General features: G+C 34.2%; 19 protein-coding genes. 1 reads left to right on the top strand and 18 read right to left on the bottom strand.

Features of this window, described 5'->3' with window-relative positions; genetic code table 11:
• Nucleotides 1-47 precede the first annotated feature (47 nt).
• The 17 genes from J2S74_RS09000 to J2S74_RS08920 form a co-directional block, all read right to left on the bottom strand.
• Nucleotides 48-1,184: a glycosyltransferase family 4 protein gene (locus J2S74_RS09000; RefSeq protein WP_307324478.1), complete on the bottom strand. Its 1,137-nt coding sequence runs from the start codon at nt 1,182-1,184 to the stop codon at nt 48-50.
• Nucleotides 1,159-2,529 (bottom strand): O-antigen polymerase, encoded by a 1,371-nt coding sequence (locus J2S74_RS08995; protein ID WP_307324476.1) that lies wholly within the window; start codon nt 2,527-2,529, stop codon nt 1,159-1,161. The genes J2S74_RS09000 and J2S74_RS08995 overlap by 26 nt, the downstream gene beginning before the upstream one ends.
• Nucleotides 2,530-2,597: 68 nt before the next feature.
• Entirely contained in the window at nt 2,598-4,172 is a 1,575-nt protein-coding gene (locus J2S74_RS08990) for an asparagine synthase-related protein (protein ID WP_307324475.1), read from the bottom strand.
• Between the two features lie 32 nt (nt 4,173-4,204).
• On the bottom strand, nt 4,205-5,296 hold the full coding sequence (locus tag J2S74_RS08985) for a CapA family protein (RefSeq protein ID WP_307324473.1): 1,092 nt from the start codon (nt 5,294-5,296) through the stop codon (nt 4,205-4,207).
• A 12-nt stretch (nt 5,297-5,308) separates the two neighbouring features.
• Nucleotides 5,309-6,658 carry an oligosaccharide flippase family protein gene (locus J2S74_RS08980; RefSeq protein WP_307324471.1) on the bottom strand — a complete coding sequence of 450 codons (1,350 nt, stop codon included), beginning with the start codon at nt 6,656-6,658 and terminating at the stop codon, nt 5,309-5,311.
• A gap of 18 nt (nt 6,659-6,676) precedes the next feature.
• Nucleotides 6,677-8,020, bottom strand: coding sequence for a nucleotide sugar dehydrogenase (locus J2S74_RS08975; protein ID WP_307324469.1), 1,344 nt, complete (start codon nt 8,018-8,020; stop codon nt 6,677-6,679).
• A 213-nt stretch (nt 8,021-8,233) separates the two neighbouring features.
• Nucleotides 8,234-9,073: a glycosyltransferase gene (locus J2S74_RS08970; RefSeq protein ID WP_307324467.1), complete on the bottom strand. Its 840-nt coding sequence runs from the start codon at nt 9,071-9,073 to the stop codon at nt 8,234-8,236.
• A 9-nt stretch (nt 9,074-9,082) separates the two neighbouring features.
• Nucleotides 9,083-9,880, bottom strand: a complete 798-nt coding sequence (locus J2S74_RS08965; RefSeq protein ID WP_307324463.1) for an NAD-dependent epimerase/dehydratase family protein — start codon at nt 9,878-9,880, stop codon at nt 9,083-9,085.
• On the bottom strand, nt 9,881-10,513 hold the full coding sequence (locus tag J2S74_RS08960; protein ID WP_307324460.1) for a sugar transferase: 633 nt from the start codon (nt 10,511-10,513) through the stop codon (nt 9,881-9,883).
• A 353-nt stretch (nt 10,514-10,866) separates the two neighbouring features.
• On the bottom strand, nt 10,867-11,298 hold the full coding sequence (locus J2S74_RS08955; protein WP_307324457.1) for a hypothetical protein: 432 nt from the start codon (nt 11,296-11,298) through the stop codon (nt 10,867-10,869).
• Nucleotides 11,299-11,470: 172 nt separating this feature from the next.
• On the bottom strand, nt 11,471-13,288 hold the full coding sequence (locus J2S74_RS08950; RefSeq protein ID WP_307324455.1) for a polysaccharide biosynthesis protein: 1,818 nt from the start codon (nt 13,286-13,288) through the stop codon (nt 11,471-11,473).
• A 70-nt stretch (nt 13,289-13,358) separates the two neighbouring features.
• Nucleotides 13,359-14,240 (bottom strand): UTP--glucose-1-phosphate uridylyltransferase GalU, encoded by an 882-nt coding sequence (gene galU / locus J2S74_RS08945; RefSeq protein WP_307324452.1) that lies wholly within the window; start codon nt 14,238-14,240, stop codon nt 13,359-13,361.
• A 654-nt stretch (nt 14,241-14,894) separates the two neighbouring features.
• On the bottom strand, nt 14,895-15,662 hold the full coding sequence (locus tag J2S74_RS08940) for a tyrosine-protein phosphatase (RefSeq protein WP_307324449.1): 768 nt from the start codon (nt 15,660-15,662) through the stop codon (nt 14,895-14,897).
• Between the two features lie 117 nt (nt 15,663-15,779).
• Entirely contained in the window at nt 15,780-16,490 is a 711-nt protein-coding gene (locus J2S74_RS08935) for a CpsD/CapB family tyrosine-protein kinase (RefSeq protein ID WP_370875993.1), read from the bottom strand.
• Nucleotides 16,471-17,217, bottom strand: coding sequence for a YveK family protein (locus J2S74_RS08930; RefSeq protein ID WP_307324446.1), 747 nt, complete (start codon nt 17,215-17,217; stop codon nt 16,471-16,473). The genes J2S74_RS08935 and J2S74_RS08930 overlap by 20 nt, the downstream gene beginning before the upstream one ends.
• A 369-nt stretch (nt 17,218-17,586) precedes the next feature.
• A complete protein-coding gene (locus tag J2S74_RS08925; RefSeq protein ID WP_307324444.1) occupies nt 17,587-17,745 on the bottom strand; it encodes a LytR family transcriptional regulator in 159 nt (52 codons plus the stop codon).
• A gap of 38 nt (nt 17,746-17,783) precedes the next feature.
• Nucleotides 17,784-17,921, bottom strand: coding sequence for a hypothetical protein (locus J2S74_RS08920; RefSeq protein ID WP_307324442.1), 138 nt, complete (start codon nt 17,919-17,921; stop codon nt 17,784-17,786).
• A 467-nt stretch (nt 17,922-18,388) separates the two neighbouring features.
• Between J2S74_RS08920 and J2S74_RS08915 the strand changes: the two genes are divergently transcribed.
• Nucleotides 18,389-19,348, top strand: coding sequence for an LCP family glycopolymer transferase (locus J2S74_RS08915; RefSeq protein WP_307324438.1), 960 nt, complete (start codon nt 18,389-18,391; stop codon nt 19,346-19,348).
• A gap of 80 nt (nt 19,349-19,428) precedes the next feature.
• Here the strand turns inward: J2S74_RS08915 and J2S74_RS08910 are convergent, their stop codons facing one another.
• Nucleotides 19,429-21,591 carry a bifunctional glycosyltransferase/CDP-glycerol:glycerophosphate glycerophosphotransferase gene (locus tag J2S74_RS08910; RefSeq protein ID WP_307324436.1) on the bottom strand — a complete coding sequence of 721 codons (2,163 nt, stop codon included), beginning with the start codon at nt 21,589-21,591 and terminating at the stop codon, nt 19,429-19,431.
• Between the last annotated feature and the right edge of the window lie 122 nt (nt 21,592-21,713).

Here is a 21,713-nt window from a genome sequence, read left to right as displayed (position 1 = left end):
CCTAATAAACTACAACAACAAAAAGAGTTAATTAAGAGCAGAATATTTTATACTAACTTAATTCTCTCATTAAAATTGCTTTTACCTTCTATTATTTTAACAGTGGAGTCACCGATATTATGCCAGTTTGCATATTCCTCAACATACCTTCGTCCATTTTCTCCATAAACTTCCCACTTAGATTTATCATTTAACAAAGTATTTAATGAACTTTTCAATGAATCGACATCATCCATTTCATAGTTAAGACCACCTTCTATATTTTCGACTATATCGAGTCCTGGTAAATTAGTTGCTATCACAGGTAACCCAGCAGCCCAATATTCATATAGTTTTATTGGAGATAATCCTTCCCCTTTAATACTTTTTGATACAATCCCAATATCAAACCCAGTCATAATTTTAGGAATCTCATCTGAAGGTACTTGTCCCAAAAATTGAATGTTACTAGCATCTAAACTTTCAGCCAACCTTTTTAGTTTTTCTAATTCATCACCAGATCCAACGATTGTTAAATCCACCTTATCTCTATAGTTTTGATCTCCTATAGCTTTAATTACTGTCTCTAGCCCTTGCCACCAAACTATATTTCCAACAAAGCCCAATGTAATTTTTTCTGATTTTCTTTTATTAGGTTTAGTTTCAAATCTTTCAGGCCATACACCGTTATTAAAAACGTATATATTTTCTTTTTGTATATTATAATTATTTTTATAATAACTAGCAATTTCCTTAGTAACGGTGAATACACCACTACTTTTCAAGAAAAATGGACGTTCGATTATTTTTTGTACAAATCGAATTAATAAATATTTAAATTTGTTTATTCTCATTTCCTTTTCGGCAATACCATTGATTTCCAAATACCTTGTCTGTGCAGTAAAAGATTTTAAGAAATACAAAGGTAATTGAGAGGCCCGATATCTCATATAAATGGCATCAATATTTTCCTCATTTAATAATTTTTTGATTGTCTTTAGCATAGCAACCACTCTTGGTATCGATCTTCCTGAACCATACGTAATAACTTGATCCACTAATATGGATGCATTTCTGTCTATAGATGGACATATTAAAGTAACTTTATGTCCTTTATTTTTAAATCCCCTACATATTGCATTAATATGTTCTTTAACAGCTCCACCAGATGTAATTTCATCATCTGTTAGATATAGAATATTCATACGATTTCCTCCTATAACTCTTGCAAACTATACTCGATATAACTTGGCCAATTAAAATACATATTGCAACTAACATTAAACTTACTACTATTTCGGGGTTATAAAATAACCTAGTAGCACTTGCATGTGTAATTACAGCTATTTGAATTATTAAAAAACCTAAAATTCCAATTTTAATAGGCGTGGGCTTTATTAATAACACTAAAAATATAATATGCCATATAAATCCAAAGAAAATTGGAGCTAAAATAACACCAGAAAATCCAAAATTTGCCCAAGCTTCTGAAATATAGTAAGAATTAGCTACACCCGCAATTCCGCTCTGAACCCCCCAGGGGTTTACATACTCCATTAATAAACGGGCTGGTATTTCTGTACTTTCAGTCCACAAAAAGCCAAAGTTTGATTTACCTAATTGATATGGTATATTCTCTGGGAATACATAAAAGTGAAGAAATAACGGCTGTACTTGCCCAAGGAGAACCCTAAAAACCAACGATTCTGGATTGTTAATATCAAAAATATATTGTAACTCTACACCCATAATATAGATATACATAAGGATTAATGAAACGAAAATCATTATGATTGCTCCAACATTTCGTTTAATAAATTTAAAGTTATAGCCACGAACATATCCGTATATCACCAGTAAAGATAAAAAATAAAGAATAACTGGGGCCTTAGCCAAATTATAAGATAACATGAGAATGGATAACAATAAGCTAAAATAGAATGCAAATCTTAATGGATTAGTTTTATACACTAAATAAACTGCATAAATAATACAAGACGATAATGGAACAAAAGTTAAACCTAATATATTTCTTATATAACTAATTCCACCAAATCCTCGTGAAGCCATTATTCTTGCTTGCGCCATTTCTAAAGGCGAACTTAGGATCTTTGTTAACGGTATTACTGGAAGGTTGATATAAACATATATAACGACTAAAGTCGAAATAAGTAGCAGACTAAAACAAGTACTAGTCATTGAAATTCGTTTTGTATAGCTTCCAGTATCTAAGTTAACATTATTATACATTTTTTTAAATTTACTTCTTGTTATTATTACAGCTAACAGTACACCAAGCGAAAAAGCAATCAATGAATAAGAGACAAGATACACTGTAAGCATTATCGCTTCCGGTGTTAACATTCCAAAGTAATTTATTTGTATATTACTTAATACGACGAAAAAAATGCCCGCTATTGTAAATAGCATCACATAATAACATAAAAAGCTATAGGGATTACCCTGAGTTAAACTTATTGGACCAACTGCTTTTTTCAATATGAAAAATGAAATCAAACAAGCGATCATTAAAATAATAAGAGCATGCATTTATTATTACTCCTTAGCACCACTTTATAATAATTAAGCTATTCCTTTTAGTAAGATATACAATCAATCTATTTTTCTTTTTGTTTTGATTTAATATTTGAAATATACTTTTCTGATAGAAATGAATTTATATTTTCTGCTCCCCTTATAATACCTGTAAAATACTCATAAAAGGTAAGCATACTATACCAATCTAATGGGTGTTTATAGTAATCAGCTACTTTCCTAGACTTACTAAGTAGCATATAACTATTCTTGCTTTTTTTTATTAATTGCTTAAGCTTAAAGCCCCTTGAAACATCCCTTCCTAAAAAATCACTGTTGGGGCTACTAACCAATGGCATACTTAAACTTAGCTTTTCATTAAAATAATCTTTAAATAGATTTTTGTTTACTCTATATTTCTGAGGCACCGACATCCAAAAATCAACCATCTCTTTTTCCCACAATGGTATTCGCCATTCGTAACCGAAATGCTCATATGCTCTAACAGAATTACAAATAAATTTCGCATGCCTCTCACGGACTTCCCATTGATAAAATAAGTTTTCGAATGTATTATTATCATTGTTTTTAAAAAGTGAATTAAATATTTTATTATTTAACTGATGTTTAAAGTCAGTTCTCTTTCCATTCCAGTCCCAAAGTGAATAGTGTTTATTAAGTAAATTATTAGCTACATGTTTAATATCATTGCATGTTGGATCATAGCCAGAAAAGGATAAAAAAGCTGTATGTCCTGGAATAAAAATAGAATCCTCTGGAATCAATCTTTTGGAAGTTAATTCTTTTACTGCTAAGTGATCCTGAACATGAGGTAATGAAGAAAGCCCACTAGCAAAATTAAAATATTCTTCTCTTTCCTTACTAATTGACCATTCCCTCCACTTACTCTTTGAGTAAGGGATGAAAATCCATTTAAAATTTAAAGCATCAGCTACTTCTTTAGAGACAGTAGACTCCCAACTACCATGTTTTCCATACGTAAAACACACAACATTATTATAACCTAAGCGCTTTAACATAATAGCAATAATTCGAGAATCATAGCCACCACTTAGTGGTAGCACTACAGTACGTTTATTTAAATTATTAATAAGTCTTTTAAAGACATTAATATGAATTTGATCTAAATCATTTATTAAGTTATGTTTATCAGAGTTAACTTTTTCTCGTTTTTTAAAGTAATAATTATTGATATTTAAAGTTTTATCGGTACGATTATAAACAAGATACTCTCCTGCTTGAAGTTGCTTAATTTTAGAATAAAGTGTGTTTTCTCCTGTTACATAACCAGTCATCAAAAATTCAGATTCAGAGAGCTTATTTATTTTTTTTTCTTGAATCTGCTGACGAATCCAATTCGCATCATCGCTTAAATATAGATTTCCGTTTTCAACACTATAAAATATCGGATAAGACCTTAAATGATCAACAGCTGCAAACACAAGAGTATCCGTCTCACAAACTAGAGAAAAAAAAGTATTTTGTTTTTGAAGTAACTTTTTAACTGCATTCTCATTTAACACTTGCAGATTAACTAGCTGATCAAGTTCAACATCCTCATTAACGATCCCCTTAATAAATAGAGAACCTTTTTTTCTCCATTTAGCCCCAATTTTATTTTTTAATGATATATTCAATATACTTGCCCCTTTAAAATAAGCATAAGCGTTTAAAATTTAAATTTTTTATAGCCTTTTCTATACAATCGATTTGTATATATGGTACCAATTATAGGTAAACTAGAAATTAATATATCTAAATCTCTAATCTTAATTTTCAATTTAATTAATTGCTTTGTAAACAAAATATACCTAATAATACGAACAATAAAGTTAAAATTTGATAATAAAGAACTTCTCCTCACTGGTTTATTAAATATTTGTTTACATTCACTAATCCACTTTCTTTTAGCTTCACACTCTGGTATTACAACATCTGTCAATAGGCTTAATTGTAAAGAGTTAAAAACTTTTATTTCTTTTTTTTCTCTGTCTACAACTATTTCCAATTTTTTAATTAAATCATTGGCAATTATAGTGATAAAACCTTTGTTAGTGTTAATATTGTTTCTTTGATAAGGCGTGTCCATGTAAAAGTTTCCAGGACTATAGATAATAAGTTTGCCATTTTTTATTTCAAGCGGTTGTACAGAGTGGGAATGATGCGCAAATACAATATCTGCACCTAAATTAGAAAGTCGTGTTAAAAAACCTCTTCTTCTTGGCCAAGGAATAGTAAAGAATTCCTCTCCTCCATGGTAATTAAATATGACTTTAAATCCTTTCTCTTTATAATCTTTAATTTTATTATTTAAAGTCTTTAAAGACGGTAACTCAACAGGCCCAAAGCCTTGCTCGCCATACATAGGTCCTTCATAATGTGCATATGAAAAAATTACTATATTGTTATATTCTAAAATACTTGGAGAGCATATTTGGTTCTGCTTATCATCCGCTCCTACGAAACGTATCCCATTTTCTTTCAATATGTTTTTTGTATCATTTAAACCTTGTACACCATGGTCCATAATATGGTTATTCCCTAAAATTGCTACACTTACGTTCAGCTCCTTTAAATAATGAATATTATCCGGACTTGAGGAAATCGCGCTGCCACTCGTTTTCATAGGAGGAGCATCGGTGATAGGTCCTTCTAAATTTAAAATGACTAGATCAGCATCCTGACATTCACTTATTACTTTATCATCAATTTTAATTTGTTTTTCATTAAGTAAAGTGTCACCAATTAAAACGATTTTCACACTTCTCTCCCCTTACAAAACAATTATCAACCATAAAAAGAATATAAATATAATTAAGTTAACGAATGTGGCAATAAAAGCTTCTTTTTTTCCAGCTTCGATATAGATGTACATTCCTGCTGTAACTAAGTTAAAAAGCCCGCTTACTATGGAAAACAAAGCTATTGCTAAAATAGGACTGCTATAAACGCCACCTATCATTAGTGCAGAGACCCTTAAAATTAGTAAAATAACTTGGAACCCGAAAAATAATTTTTGCTTATTGTAAGCATAACTTATCGTACTTAATGGTGATGCTACAAATTGAAATAATGTCCAAAACGCAATCCACCTTGCATATTCACCTGCCACTACCCATTCTGAACCAAATATTAATCCAAAAGCCCAAGGCGCAAAAAATATAATTATACCATTGATCAAAATTGATAAAGGACTCAATACAGTCCATAATTTATATGAGCTTTTGTTATTACGTTGATTTGATTTGTCGGAAGCTATTTTTTGTAAAAAAACTTGCGTAATCGAATTACTAATTAAACCCATTGGTAAGCTTACTAACCTATAGGCTAACATATAGAATCCTGCAATCGCCGCTGAAAAATAATAGGTAATAATAACAACAGGAATATGCATAGAGAGTGTATTAATAAATGAGTTCCCTGAAGAATATAAAGGAAAATCTTTATACTTAACAGCTAATTTTTTAAGTTCTACTATCTCTATAGATTTCAAATCCCAGTTATTATAATATCTTATTAAATAATAGACTAATAACATTACGGCAAATAATTGACCAATAAGCTGGCCAATTATTAAGCCATATGTTCCAAACAAAAGGAAGAATCCAATTAAAATTTGTACAGCTACAGTAACAAGTGAACGACCTGACTGCGAAACTGCTAAAGGCTTAAATGATTTTGTTCTTGTAAAACAATAATTTAAAATTTGATACATTCCTGTTAAAAATACATAAATAGGAATTAAATACAAATATTCTTTATTAAGCCAACTAAAATTTGAAGCCAGATATTCTCCAAATAACAAAATTATCAGAAGTAAACTTATTGTAATTGCTGTTGCAATAAAAACAGAAACAATAACTATACCTTTTGCCTCTCTTGAACTTTTGGGTAACACTATAGCTAATTCATAACGAAGGCTAACAATTATGGTTATTATTGCACATATAGCTATAAAATTTCCGTACAAACCAAAATCCTCAGGTGAATATATCCTTGTTAATATTGGGGTTGAAAGCAACAATATTGCTTGTGCAAGGACTGTACCTGTTAATAAAGTAATAACGTTTCTTAGAAAACCCCTTCGTAAATATTCTTTTATTTTTTTCGAAATAAATCCCAACTATATCCCCCACAAATTTTATAATTTGTAATATCCACCTTTACATTGTTGGATCGATACATTTCGTGTATCAAAAATAACCTTTGCATTATTAGCTATCATTTTATAATTAAAACAACTATGGTCAGTTGCGATCAACACCAAGTCTGCATTCTCGACCAGATCTTCTCTTAAATCTATTACCGCCTCTTTAACATCGTTGTTTAACTTGAATTCTCTTACATATGGATCAACAACAGTCCAATCTGCACCTGCTTCATTAAACTGTTGAAGAATTTTTAGTACAGGTGACTCTCGGTAATCATCTATATCTTTTTTATAAGCAACACCTAACACCAAAATCTTAGAACCATTTAATGCTTTACCTTCTTTATTTAAAATTTGCATACAACGGTTTACTACAAAATCTGGCATACTATTATTTATTTCGCCAGCAGTTTCAATTAGTCGGGTATGATAATTATACTCCCTTGCTTTCCATGTTAAATAGAATGGATCAATAGGGATACAGTGTCCACCTAGGCCTGGTCCTGGATAAAAAGGCATAAAACCATATGGTTTAGTGGCTGCGGCATCAATTACCTCCCAAACATCAATCCCCATTTTATTACATAAGATGGCCATTTCATTTGCTAATGCTATATTAATATTTCTAAATGTATTTTCTAGGATTTTTTCCATTTCAGCAACAGCTGGACTGGAGACTTCATGAACTTCTCCTTCTAGCACATTACGATACATTGATGCTGCAACAGCGGTGCAAGATCGTGTCATACCACCAACAACCTTTGGTGTGTTTTTGGTATTAAAGGTTTTATTTCCTGGATCAACCCTTTCAGGTGAGTATGCTATGAAGAAATCTACACCACACACTAAACCTGTTTCCTCTAAGATAGGTTTTAATACTTCCTCCGTCGTACCTGGATAAGTTGTACTCTCGAGTACAACTAACATCCCTTTATGAAGATATTTTGCTATCTCTTTAGCTGAACTCTCTACATATGACGTATCTGGCTGTTGATAAATATCTAGTGGAGTCGGTACACAAATTGCTACAGCATCCACTTGTTTAATTAACGAATAGTCTGTTGTTGCATTTAAAGTACCATTATTAGTTATAGAAATTAGGTCTTCGTCAACGACATCTCCTATATAATTAATACCTTGGTTCACCATATCCGCTCTTTTTTGCTGTACATCAAAACCAATTACTTCATATCCAGCTTTGGCTTTCTCAACTGCTAGTGGCAAACCAACGTATCCAAGCCCTACAACGCCAATTGTTGCTTCTTTTGTTTCTAGTTTTCTTATTAATTGATGTGCTAATGGATTGAGTTTAACATCATCTTTAATTAATACCATGTTATTACCCCCTATATTATTTTATCGTAAGCATTCGTTTCAATTTGATAGAATGTCCTCTTTCCGCTGACTCGTACATTGTTGTTACAAATTGTAGTACCTTTACTTAAAAAAGGCCTTCCTTCATGCAAAAATAACTTTCATTATCTTCAGTCCTAGCTAATCTATCATCAAAACATGTATTGTAAATTGAAACTTTTTATATGCCACTATTTAAATATGAGTAGTTACCTTTTTTCTTAGAACTTTTAAATATAGTATTTTTCTAAGTCTATTAGGTATTAAAACCCTCATTATTAATCTGACTAAATTGTTATAAGTGTATTCTAAAATGTTAATCAGCCCATTTTTTAACATAAAATCAAATAGTTTCTTTTGAGTTATAAAGTAGTTCCAACCGCCCCTGCGAAGATATGTTTCATCTGTTATCCTCATCATTACCAATGGCTCATTTATATTTTGTAACACAAAGCCTTGTTGAACCATTCTCAACCATAAATAATAATCTTCATTCAAATCCAAATGTTTATAACTCCCTACTGATAATACATCACTTTTTTTAAACATTACACTAGGATGGTTTATTGGGTTTCTAAACTTAATATTATTAAGTATCTCTCTGTAAGTTGTTTTTACTTCTTTATACGCTATAATATTATCAGTTTCACCAATAAATTCTGCAACTGCTGTACCAACAACACTTAAACTATCATTTTTTGAAAAGACCTCCAATTGTTTTTCACATCTATTATTTACTGAAATATCATCAGTATCCATTCGAGCAATGAGTTCATTTCTACACTTGCTTAAACCAATATTCAATGCTTTTCCCAAACCTACATTTTCAGTCAAAGAAATAACCTTTAATAAGTCATTACTTAAAAACTCTTCGATTACAGTATCTAATTCTTTTGTTAATGGTCCATCTTTCACTAACACTATTTCATCTGGTGGTATGGTTTGGTTCGACATACTGATTATACTATCTTTGAGATATTCTGGTTTTTCCTTATGATATACCGACATTAATACTGAGTATTTTAAATTATTCATATCAATCTCCTATTTTTTTTCATAAATCAAATTCCCAAAAACCTTATTGAATAAATTTATTCTTTTTCCAAAGACCTTTATTAACCAACCCAATGTTTTAGACATATAAATATTTTTTCCATTGTCTTCTGCAATCTTCTTAACAAGGTAACTAGTGGTCACATACTCTTCATCTTGCGGAAAGTACACTCCTTCTGCTTTTAAATCTACATATTCTTTTATATATGCACACAATTCCCCAACACTCAACATACTTCTTTGATTTTCAATCAAGGGAAACACTGGTGTTTTTATAGCTATACTTTGTAACCTTGTGTAATTCCCAGGACAATTTGGACCATAAATCATAGGAGGTCTTAAGATTACAATTTTAAAAAATTCACTAGATAAATTTTGTAATTCACATTCAGCTTGAAGTTTACTTTTTCCATAAAATGTTTTAGGATTTGGTTTAGTATCTTTTGCAATGAGTACTTTTTGACCAATCTTACCTTCCTCACCATAAACAGCCATTGTGCTCATAAAAATAAACTGTTGAACTCCTGCTTTTTTTGCCTTTTTTGCAACTTCTATTGGTAGATCTCTATTTACTTTAAAATACAAGCCTTCCATATCAGGTTTTTCTTTCTTGTGAACCAAAGCAGCCAAATGAATCACAACATCATACCTCGAAAAGTCTGTTTTTTTCCACGACTCATCTCTTAAGCTAATAGAATCTATTGAATATCTTTCAGGATACTGCCCAAATAACTTCTCTAAGCTCTTTCCTACGTAACTGTTTTTGCCCGTAATTAACATCTTTCTCATTTATTCAATCTTCTCCTTAGTACTAGCAGTTTCTTTCTTTGTTGTTGTCCCAGTCCCACCTTCAACAACACCATCACTCTTAACTACACTAATAATTGTTCCAAAAAAACATTTTACATCCATACCAAAGCCTATTTTTTCTACATAATCCCCATCTAACTTGGCCTTCACTTCAATAGGAAGTTCATCCCTACCATTAATCTGTGCCCACCCTGTTAATCCTGGCGGCACATCATTTGCGCCGTACTTATCACGTTCAGCAATAAGATCGTACTGATTCCATAACGCAGGCCTAGGACCAATAATACTCATCTGTCCAACAAAAATGTTCCAAATCTGAGGTAGTTCGTCTAATGATGTTTTTCTTAAAAACTTACCCATCTTTGTAATATATTGATCCGGATTACCTAATAGGTGTGTTGGTGTATCCTTCGGGGTATCGATCCTCATTGTACGAAATTTCAAGATATTAAAATGTGTTTTGTTAATCCCTACACGCTTTTGTTTAAACAGTACTGGTCCTTTGGAATCTAATTTAATCCCTAAAATAAGAATTAAAAAAATAGGGGATAATACAATCAACCCTACTAACGAAAGAGAAATATCTATTAATCTTTTTAACTTCATATACATATCCGTTGCACTCCTTGAAAGTTTTTTAGTTTGTTAGGACTTAATTGGAAAACTCTTTCCAACCAACTACTAACCTACTAAACCTCATCTATAATCAATATCCACCTCGTAGTATCTATTCAATCAACAACATTCAATCGTAGTAATTTTTTATTTTGTTAACTAAATGAACCGTGTTTCTTCCTATTAAATTACCATTCAATCAAATCTTAAAAACTATTAAAAACACTCAGAAACCTTATGCACCAAGGATTCCAGCACCTTATCTGATTACAATAGTCAGTTCCCCATACCCATTCAATCAGTAGAACTCTTCACACAGAAAGGCTCGAAGAGTCCACGCCTTCTAATCTTTAGAAAAATGGAACTCCTCCACCACTATCAGCATCTTCTTCAACATTGTCATCATCAACTCTAGGATGAATACTACATTGCACTTGTCCATCAATATAACTAACCTCACCATGAAGAGGACAAAAATCTCCATCCCAGTAATCTTCTATATAGGTTATAAAAAGTGGTTCACTATGGCTTTGAGTATAAAGCTCTAAATATTGCTCGTACATTCTTCCAAATTGGAAACTATTAGCATTACATACATCCACTCTTGATTTTTCAATCAATGTTAAACCTTCCTTAGATACAATTAGCTTTTTAAATTTATATTTAGCTTCCATCACTAGTTCCTCAATTCCGTAGATAATTAATAACTCAAGTCTAGTTGCAATAACTAATGATGTAAGTTTTAAAACATAAATATATAAATAAGTACCCAGGTACAACAAATAAAAGTATGCAGTATCGAAATCAAAACATGACCTCTCCCTAAAAACAAGGAGTAGTTAGTGACTGGTTGGTTAGAATACAAGGAAGATACCGAAGGTACAAATCCATAACATGAAATCAAATGCCCGCCACAATTGTATCTAACCAACCAGAAATAATCATTAGCCTATTTTAACTACTAACCACCTTCAACAATCTCTCTACTCTAAAGTGCGCAATATCCAATACTTCAGCACGTAATTGCTCTACACTTGCACCCTCAAACGCATTGATAAGATCAAAAATAACATCCACGTTAACAGGTGGTGTCTTCCCCCTATAAATCTGCGGATAAATCTGTTCTTCATGCACTTCATCTTTCCCCAGCAACTCTTCAAATAATTTCTCCCCTGGTCGCATTCCAGAGAACTTGATTTCAATTTCTTCTTCCGTAAATCCGGAAAGTCGAATCAAGTTTTTCGCCAAGTCTACTATCTTAACGGGCTCCCCCATATCAAGGACAAAGATTTCTCCACCTTTGGCAAGAGCTCCTGCTTGTAATACAAGTCTAGATGCTTCCGGTATGGTCATGAAATACCTTTCCATTTCCGAATGAGTTACTGTTACCGGGCCTCCAGCAGCAATTTGCTTTTTAAATAATGGAATAACACTTCCTCGACTACCAAGAACATTTCCAAAACGAACGGCTACAAACTTAGTTTTGCTTATCATATCCATGTGCTGGATAATCATCTCTGCAATTCGTTTTGTTGCTCCCATAACACTCGTTGGGTTTACTGCCTTATCTGTAGAAATCATTACAAAAACTTTTACTCCAGCTTGGTCTGCTGCTTCTGCCACATTCTTTGTACCAATGACATTGTTCTTTACCGATTCATGTGGGTTTCGTTCCATTAATGGAACATGTTTATGGGCAGCTGCATGATAGACAACATCTGGCTTGTACGCTTCCATTACGGACTTCATTCTCTCTAAATCCTGTACATCGGCAATTTCCGGTTCCACTTCGATGTGAGGAAATTTCGTTCTTAACTCATATTCAATCGAATAGATACTATTTTCACCGTGCCCTAAAAGGATTAACTTTTTCGGGTGAAAGCTACTAACTTGACGGCAAACCTCTGAACCGATGGAACCACCAGCACCAGTAACTAATACAGTTTTGCCAGTTAACTTTTCTGAGATGGAATGTGTATCTAACTCAACTGGATCTCTCCCAAGAAGGTCCTCTACCTGTACATCACGCATTTCATTAACGGAAACCTTTCCAGACATAATATCTTCTACAGAAGGCATGATTTGTGTTTTAACCTTTGTTTTGGAAGACTCCTTAAATATATGGTTCAACTCTGTCTTCGTAAGGGATGGAATGGCAACAATGATGTGTTCAATGTCTTTTTCTTTTACGACAGATGCAATATCCTCTGTCCCACCTACTACAGGGCACCCCATTATTTCCAATTGTTGTTTCGTAAAGTCATCATCAATAAAGGCTACAGGGTGAAGTTCTGATGTGGAGCTGTTTAATAATTGTCTGGCAACCATGGATCCACCTGAACCTGCACCAATAATTAACGTGCGTTTTTTCGATTTATCCACCTTAAAAACAGTGTCTCGATACAATCGCCATGCAAAACGGGATGCCCCAATCAATAGGATATGCAGCATCCACGTAATGATTAATGTCCGCGTATAAATTCCCTGGAAAGCAATTAACTGTACGAGACCAGTTGTAACGATAGATAACGTGATAGCTTGAAAGATTGCCGATAATTCTTGGATACTAGCATACTGCCACACTCGTTTATACAGCTTAAAGAAATGAGCAAAAATATGATGACTGATAAATAAGCTTACGGAGCTTACAATGATAACAAGTGGGACGATTAAGTCCGTAGAAGCTAATAGCCAATACCCTATAAAAATAGAAAATATGACAATAAATGAATCAGCAGACATTAATAACCCTAAACGCATCCGGTAACTCAAGGCTTGTCCTCCTTTCAAAGTACAACTAGCTTCCCTTGTATAGGAAAGCTAGTATAGAGTTTGATGAATTTTATTTTACTTTTACTTCTTCTAGAAGTCCTTCTAAATAGTGAATTAAATCAGATTGTAGTTCTTCATTCTTTAAGGCAAATTCAATGGTTGTTTTTACAAACCCCATTTTTTCTCCCACATCGTAACGCGTTCCTTCAAAGTCGTAAGCAAATACCCGTTGGATTTCATTGAGCTTTTGGATAGCGTCTGTTAACTGTACTTCTCCCCCAGCACCTTTTTCTTGCTTATCTAAGTACATGAAGATTTCTGGAGTAAGAATATATCTACCCATAATCGCTAGATTAGAAGGTGCTGTTCCTTGTTGCGGCTTCTCCACAAATTGATTTACGCTATATCTTCTTCCATTCTTTTCGATTGGATCTACAATACCGTATCGATGGGTTTCTTCCTCTGGCACTGTTTGTACCCCAATCACAGAAGAGTATGTTTCCTCAAATTGATCGATTAATTGCTTAAGGCATGGCTTGTCCCCTTCTACAATGTCATCCCCAAGTAATACGGCAAATGGCTCATCCCCAATGAACTTACGGGCACACCATACAGCATGTCCAAGTCCCTTCGGTTCCTTTTGTCGAATATAATGAATATCTACCATTTTAGAAGAATACTGAACCTTCTCTAGTAAATCTGTTTTTCCCTTTTGGAATAAGTTCTGTTCTAATTCAAAGGCATGGTCAAAGTGATCTTCAATCGCCCTCTTCCCTTTACCAGTTACAATAATAATGTCTTCAATACCAGACTGAACCGCTTCCTCCACGATATATTGGATTGTCGGCTTATCTACGATTGGCAGCATTTCCTTCGGCATCGCCTTCGTCGCTGGTAAGAAGCGCGTCCCCAGACCAGCAGCAGGAATGATAGCCTTTTTTACCTTTTTCATTCGATCTCCCCCATAAATTTATTATCCTTAACGTAAAATACTATAAAAGCTTAAGCAAAAGGAGCAAGCTCTAAAGATGCTTTTCCTTTTGAGTTTGCTAAGCAATGTGCAAAGCTGCCGCAGTTTTTTAAGCCTTTTATGCGGTTTTTCATAAAAGGCGAGCGGCAAGCGTACCATTGCCAACATTGATCCATCCACTTGCCTAAACTTTTATGTGTCGATGTCATGAAAGTCCTGATATTAATAGGTATATTGAACCTCTTTATCTAAATGCCATATGATACTATTCGACACTTTTCTTCATTTTTATTATTTTAGGCTATACAAAAGTTAACTATATTTTATATAATTTTAAAATGTAATAGCTTTCATACTAGTCATTTCAGCAATTTAGTGCTAAAATAAATCTAAACTATATTTTGTCGAATGAAGTCGACAAAATATGTAGTAGGCATTTAACCTATCCTCACACTGCACCAATGGCAATAGATGCCTAAGGAACAAAGTTCCCACAGCGCAGCCGAGTATCTCCATCGATAAAGGCTAGGAGACATCACCTATGGTTTATGTCATTATTTAAAGTTCGCTTTAAATAATGACATAAACCAAGCTTTGGACGATGCCAAAGCTCTTGTTATTGACTTGTGCAACAATCTAAAATAGTCCAAATATCTTTTTTCGCCGTTGTATCTTCTCTGGTATTTCAGTCATAACATGTCCGTTTTCAATAACTAATTGGGCGTTCTCTTTATAAAAATAAACCATCCCTTCACCATATTCCTGTTGAATCGTGTCATAAGCTTCGGTCATGTGATAGTTACGGCTTGTTATGTTATGTGCATCTGATGCAATAAAGTGTGTTAAGTTAGCTCCCATCATTTCTTCTGTGAAGGATTTAATCTTCTTTCCGAACTTCCCCACCACACTGCCGGCAGTAACTTGCGTAAGTGCCCCATTTTTAACAAATTCGTATAGACGTTCCGGTTCCTCCATTAATTGTTGATTACGTTCAGGATGGACAATGACCGGAATGAGTCCACTCAATTGAATCTCGTAAAACATTTGCTTTGCAAATCGAGGAACATAACCAGAAGGAAATTCCACAAAAATATAGTTACTATTAGCTAAAGTCAATATTTCTCCTTTATAGTAATCCTCCATAAGTTCCCCATAAAGTCGGCATTCCTGTCCAGGTAAAACCTCTAGGTCAATATGATATTTCTCTAATAATCTATTTAATCCAATCACTTCATTCATAATATCAAGTTTAGTATTCTCATAGTTTCCATTTTGGTGATGCGGAGTTGCAACAATCGTTGTGATCCCCTCTTCCACAGCCTTCTCAGCCATAGCAAGAGCATCCTCCAGCGATTGTGCCCCATCATCTAACTTCGGCAAAATATGACAATGAAGATCAATCATTAAGAATGCCCCTTCCCTCATCTAGTATAAAAGCACTACACACAATGCATACTATTATACCATACCCTCAACTATTTCGGGAGTCCAATTAACTATATTTTACAAAAATCTATATTTCTATTTTTCGCCGTAGTAATAATAATAGCTTGTTTCTTCTAACTTCTTATCATTTAAAACAGCCCCAATAATATTTGCATTCACTTTCTTTAACGACTCGACTGCTCTTTTCGCTATATCTTCCTCTGTTTTACCACTTCGGACTACCAAAATCACTCCGTCACAGTGCTTCGATAATATTTGTGGGTCGGTGACAAGAGCTACTGGAGGAGCATCAAATAGTATATAATCGTAAATTTTTTCCATTTCTTTAATGAATTCCCCCATTGCTCTCGACCCTAATAATTCACTTGGGTTGGGTGGAACGGGACCGGACGTTAGGACTTCCAAAAATGGTACGGATGTTTCGTAAACAGCATCCTCAAAGGATTGTTGCTTTGTTATAACATTCGTTAAACCACTTGTATTCGGTAATTGAAACGTGAAATGTACGGTAGGCTTTCGCATATCACCATCTATTATTAAAACCCGTTTTTGCTGCTGGGCAAGAACAATCCCAAGATTCGCTAATGTTGTAGATTTACCTTCCCCCGGTGCGGAGGAAGTCACCATAATTGTTCGAAGGGTCTTATCTACCGATGCAAATTGAATGTTTGTTCGTAACGTACGAAACTGCTCAGAGATCGGTGACTTCGGATCAAAATAGGTAATTAAACTTCTTTGTTTATCTGATAGTTGTGATTTTCGTTTGTTACGCCTCAATATTCTCACGTCCTGTTCTATTCCGTCTAGTAAATGTAAGCTTCTTCACTTCTACATTCTTATCACTGATGGAAGATATTGTGCCTAGTACTGGAATCCCCAACGTCTTCTCCAACTGTTCCTCCGTCTTGAGGGTTCTGTCTAAGAATTCAAGTAAGAAGGCTAATCCCACTCCCGCCATTAAGCCCACAACTAGGGCAATTGCCATGTTTAATGTTGGGTTAGGGCTTACTGGAGATGGATTATCGGATAACTCCGCCGCAGAAAGAATGGATACATTGTCCACATTCATAATCTCAACAATATCCCGTTGAAATACAGTAGCGACTGTGTTGGCAATTTGTACCGCCATAGCTGGATCACTGTCTTCTACTTGAATATAAACGACCTGGGAGTTATTTTGACTACCTACACGGATTTGATTTCGTATTGCTCCTACAGAACGAGTTAATTGTAACTCCTCTTTTACTGGTTCTAGTATTCTTGGGGATGTAATGATAACGTTATATGTGTTAATTAACTCAATGTTCGTTCGAAGGTCACCCTGCGTTAAAGCTTGCCCCTCTTCCTTCGATTGGTTAACGAGTATTTGTGTGGATGCTTGGTACATAGGTGTTAGCAAGTAATAAGATATAAGCCCCGCTATCGCAACAGCAGCTACCGAAATGATAATGATTAAACTTAATCTTTTTTTCAAAGTATCAAAGATTTCCCTTAAGCTAATTGTCTCTTCCATCATATCCTCCTGTTAAACGTTCATGTCATTTTACCTTATATATCCTAGACCATTTTGCAGAAAAAGTAAATATAATGACGAAAATTGGAATATATACTATTAGAATAGTTTAATTTGGTAAAAGCATTTTTCATTCAGTCAGTTTTAACAAAATGAAAAATGTTGTTTTTTGCAAACTTTGTTATTTTTTTTATACGCTTGGAGAAGTGGAAGGCGGCGACTCCAGCGTTGCCCGCGGGGAACCAGGACGGTGACATTACGCCTGCAGCGTATCCAAGCTAACTATATTCTTTTATAAACTACGATCTAAATGCGAACAAAAAAATTATCTATCACTTATCGTTAATAGATTAAATAAATAAAAAGTAATCATATACTACTTTCACCATCAAGTTGTTTTTTGCGTTTTTGTATATGCTTATTAAGCTCTTTTTCTATTTGAAGTAACTTATCTAATGAAGTTACATCCTGATTGATATACCGTATCGACTTTTTAATAGATTTCGGCAGTTTATCAAATAATTTCATTTTATTAGGCTCCTAATAACTTTACCGTCGTTTTGACCTCAATCTTCCTTTATGTCAAATTGCCGGGACAGTTTTTCTTGAATATAAGAAAGGATTTTCTCCGTATCTACTTCCGGTTCCTTTTCGCTATAGTCTTTAATTTCTATCATTATTTTTTTAAAATCTTCAATCCCCAATTCCCTCTCCCCCACCAACTCAAATTTATATAACAACCACTAAAAGTCATTTTGTTATTTATACACGCTAATAATCATAAGATATTTTATAGAATAAGTAAATATTTGACGGAAATTTATATATTTTGGAAATGAATGTTCTTTAATTAAAAGGCTATTTTTCCTTTTCAATAATTTGTAAATACTGCTATAGTTTTGCCACATTCTTCAAATTAAGTAGAAATTTGTTGAAATATTAGATTGCTTGTATACTGGAAAGAAACTATACTCATAGAGTCTGTTGAAAAAGCTGTAAAAGCTTTGTTTCTGAGCTTTTTCAACAGACTTTAAGCAATTGGCGTAGTCGCTGCTTTTCTTTTAGGCTTACTAGAAGTGGTTTCACCTAGTAAGCGCGCAGCTGCAACACACTTTTGAACGCGCTCTAACACCAACTATATTTCATTTATTTTAAAAGGGGCAATTAGAAAATGACAAAGAAAAAAGTATTCATTACCATTGGCCTTTCCTTCTTCACTGTAATGCTGGCGATTGGGGCTTATGGCTTCTATATATATAAGAACGTGGAAGATACCGTTCGTACCATGCACGTAACCATCGAGAGGGAAAAGTCAGAGAAACGGGAAATTGTCGTGGATATATCCCAAAAAGATCCCCTATCCTTTCTATTGATGGGAGTAGATACGGACGGAACAGAGAGGGGAAGAACGGACACGTTAATGGTGATTACCGTTAATCCTAATGAAGAATCCATGAAAATGGTAAGTATCCCTCGAGATACGTATACGGAAATTGTGGGAAGAGGCACCCACGATAAAATCAACCATGCTTATGCCTTTGGTGGACCAGACATGGCCATTCGAACTGTCGAAAATTATTTAAATATACCTATTGATTATTTTGCCACTGTTAATATGGCAGGATTTAAAGATATTGTTGATGCCCTTGGTGGAGTAACCGTAAATAACGATTTTGCCTTTAGACAAAGTGGTCATCGCTTTGAAGAAGGGGAAATCTTCCTAAATGGAGACCAAGCACTTGCCTATGCTCGTATGCGTAAAAGCGATTCGAGAGGCGACCTGGGACGTAATGACAGGCAACGTCAAATCGTATCAGCTATTATTGAGGAAGGTGCACAAGTTTCTAGTGTCACAAGGACAGGAGAAATATTATCTTCATTGGAAAATAACATTACAACTAATCTAGAGTTCAGTGACATCATGCAAATAACCCAAAACTACCACACTGCTCGAAAAAACGCTACCACGCTTGAATTCTCTGGAAGAGGTGGAGGTAGGCAAAACGGTATTTGGTACTTATTTGTACCAGAAGAGGAAAGACTAGACGTTTCTAACCAATTACGTGCTCACCTTGGCTTAGACGCGGACAGTACCTCCGTGGCAAAAGCCGATGACAATGATGATGAATAAGGATATAGATAAGTAGATACGCTTATAAATATAGGAAAAAGCAGCAGACACCTTTTGTCTGCTGCTTTTTCTATCTTCTTTTACTCCTTGGATTTCCCTATTATGACTTCCTCCGCACAATTTTTGGCTGCATGACCATCATCCCATTCACAAAATTCATCATGGAAATGATTTAATCTTTCGAAATAAGGTCCGTATTCTTTATCTATATCCTTAAGTGTCTGGATGACCTCATCATTCGTCTTTAGTATTGGCCCTGGCCATTCTGTTTCATGATTTAAATAGAATCCTCTTAAAGTATCTTTGTACTTGTCTAAATCGTAGGCATAAAATAAGATCGGACGTTTTAAATTTGCATAATCAAAGAAGACCGATGAATAGTCTGTGATTAGAATATCAGAGATTAAATATAACTCGGCTATATCATCGTAATTGGAGCCGTTGTATACAAAATCCTCTACCCCTTCTACATCTAGCTTATCAGCGATTAAATAATGGGTGCGAAGAATAAAATAGTAATCATCTCCAAGCTCTTTATTTATTCGCTTTAAATCGAGCTTCAATTGGAATTTATATTGGCCCTTTCCATAAAACTCATCATCTCTCCACGTTGGGGCGTAGAGTACCACTTTTTTCCCTTTAGGAATTCCAAGCTTTTCTTTTATTTTCTCCCCGTAAACCTCTTTGTCGGGGGAATTTAAAATATCGTTTCTTGGATAACCGTATTCTAATAGTTCATTATGAAATAAAAATGCCCTTCTAAATATTTCCGAAGAATAGTTATTCGGTGAGACTAAATAGTCCCACTGACTTGCTTCATTGGTGAAATTCGCTTTGTATTTTTCCGTTGTTGTGCCAGGCATATGCACTTCTTCAATATCCATTCCAAGCTTCTTTAAGGGAGTCCCATGCCACGTTTGCAGATAAGTTTGTTCCTCTCTTTTCTCAAACCACACTGGCTGCCTCGCATTACATACAAGAAATTCAGCCCTAGCTAAATAATAGATATGTTTCAAACTCAACCGTTTTACTTGATCTTTGATTTCAGTAAGATCCGTTCTACTGTTTTCAAAGACCCAAACATTTTTATATTTGCTTCCATAGTTAGTATTTATATAACGATAAATGTATTTTGGGCTGTCAGAAAAACTCTTTCCTGAGAAACTTTCATATAGAATGAGGTTTTTCTTGATAGGGAGTTTTGTTAAAAGTTTTTGATAAATAAATACCTTCCGTTGTGCTGGCTTCTTTTGTTTAAACTCCTTCACGTTATTCACAAGGATCCTAAATTTAGCTAAATTTCTTGCTTTTGTCACTTTACCAGAAGCAAGGGCCCTTATTTCCATTGCTGCATATCTTTTCTTATTGGAAAGGGAGTCCTCACTTAATTGATGTAAAGCATCGCTCCAGCGCTCAAGAATATATTTTTTATCCTTATCATTAGAATAGATTTCACGCACGTACGTGTAATAATAGGCCTTGATCAGCCTGTTATCTAATATGGTTAGGAATTTATCTTGTTCCAACCCATTTCTCGCTTGCTTATTTGCCAATGGATAGTAATAGATAATTTCCTGCTGCAACTCTTGTTGAAGGGATGGGTTTTCATCAAACTCATTTCTAACTGTTTTTAAATAGAAGGCATCCTGGTCATATAGAATCTTATCCGCTTTATCAAAAGCAGCAAAATTAAAAGGCATATCCGAAAATAATTTTAAGCTGCTGTCAAACCGAATATCGTTTTCCATAAGGAGCTCTCTTCGAAACAACATATTTAAAGAAGATGACCGTAAATGCTTTGTCTTTGCTTCTGAAGCGTTCACATGCCGGTCCTTCAATAACCTCGTAAACATCGCATTATAGCTATCCGGTATGGTGAGCTTTTTGTTTTGTCTTTTCAACTGACCAATAACAATATCCACCTCTTCTATCGATGCTGTTTCCCCTAAGCAAAATAAGGTATGTTCCGTAATGATATCGTCACTATCTAAGAAATAAACATAATCCTTTGTGGCATGGTTTATCCCAGTGTTCCTTGCCCCAGCAACCCCTGGTTCTAACTCATTTTCCATTACCTTTATAGACAATTCATCTGTATGGTTTATCGGGAGAGTGAAGTTTCCGTCCGTTATAATAATCCATTCGAAATTGGTTAACATCTGATTTCGCAATATAGTATATAAATCAGTAATAAATGCTCTGTCATTTTCTTTGACCGGTGTAACTATACTTACACTTTTCAACAAAAACCCTCCTTATCCTACATTCCCATGTATTTTATCATAAGAATATGTCAATATAAAGTTTCTCCCAACGGCACAAGGGAATGGGTTGATTTCTATTAAAATATTACTCTAATCTTCTA

This window comes from Evansella vedderi (genome assembly GCF_030813435.1).
Lineage (GTDB): Bacteria > Bacillota > Bacilli > Bacillales > Salisediminibacteriaceae > Evansella > Evansella vedderi.
This window is presented reverse-complemented; position numbering and strand designations above follow the sequence as displayed.

What these genes read in the sequence shown, in the direction of transcription:
- J2S74_RS09000 (WP_307324478.1), bottom strand. Translation starts at nt 1,184, where the DNA reads ATGAATATTCTATATCTAACAGATGATGAAATTACATCTGGTGGAGCT.
- J2S74_RS08995 (WP_307324476.1), bottom strand. Translation starts at nt 2,529, where the DNA reads ATGCATGCTCTTATTATTTTAATGATCGCTTGTTTGATTTCATTTTTC.
- J2S74_RS08975 (WP_307324469.1), bottom strand. Translation starts at nt 8,020, where the DNA reads ATGGTATTAATTAAAGATGATGTTAAACTCAATCCATTAGCACATCAA.
- J2S74_RS08970 (WP_307324467.1), bottom strand. Translation starts at nt 9,073, where the DNA reads ATGAATAATTTAAAATACTCAGTATTAATGTCGGTATATCATAAGGAA.
- J2S74_RS08965 (WP_307324463.1), bottom strand. Translation starts at nt 9,880, where the DNA reads ATGAGAAAGATGTTAATTACGGGCAAAAACAGTTACGTAGGAAAGAGC.
- J2S74_RS08960 (WP_307324460.1), bottom strand. Translation starts at nt 10,513, where the DNA reads ATGTATATGAAGTTAAAAAGATTAATAGATATTTCTCTTTCGTTAGTA.
- galU (WP_307324452.1), bottom strand. Translation starts at nt 14,240, where the DNA reads ATGAAAAAGGTAAAAAAGGCTATCATTCCTGCTGCTGGTCTGGGGACG.
- J2S74_RS08940 (WP_307324449.1), bottom strand. Translation starts at nt 15,662, where the DNA reads ATGATTGATCTTCATTGTCATATTTTGCCGAAGTTAGATGATGGGGCA.
- J2S74_RS08930 (WP_307324446.1), bottom strand. Translation starts at nt 17,217, where the DNA reads ATGGAAGAGACAATTAGCTTAAGGGAAATCTTTGATACTTTGAAAAAA.
- J2S74_RS08925 (WP_307324444.1), bottom strand. Translation starts at nt 17,745, where the DNA reads ATGAAATTATTTGATAAACTGCCGAAATCTATTAAAAAGTCGATACGG.
- J2S74_RS08915 (WP_307324438.1), top strand. Translation starts at nt 18,389, where the DNA reads ATGACAAAGAAAAAAGTATTCATTACCATTGGCCTTTCCTTCTTCACT.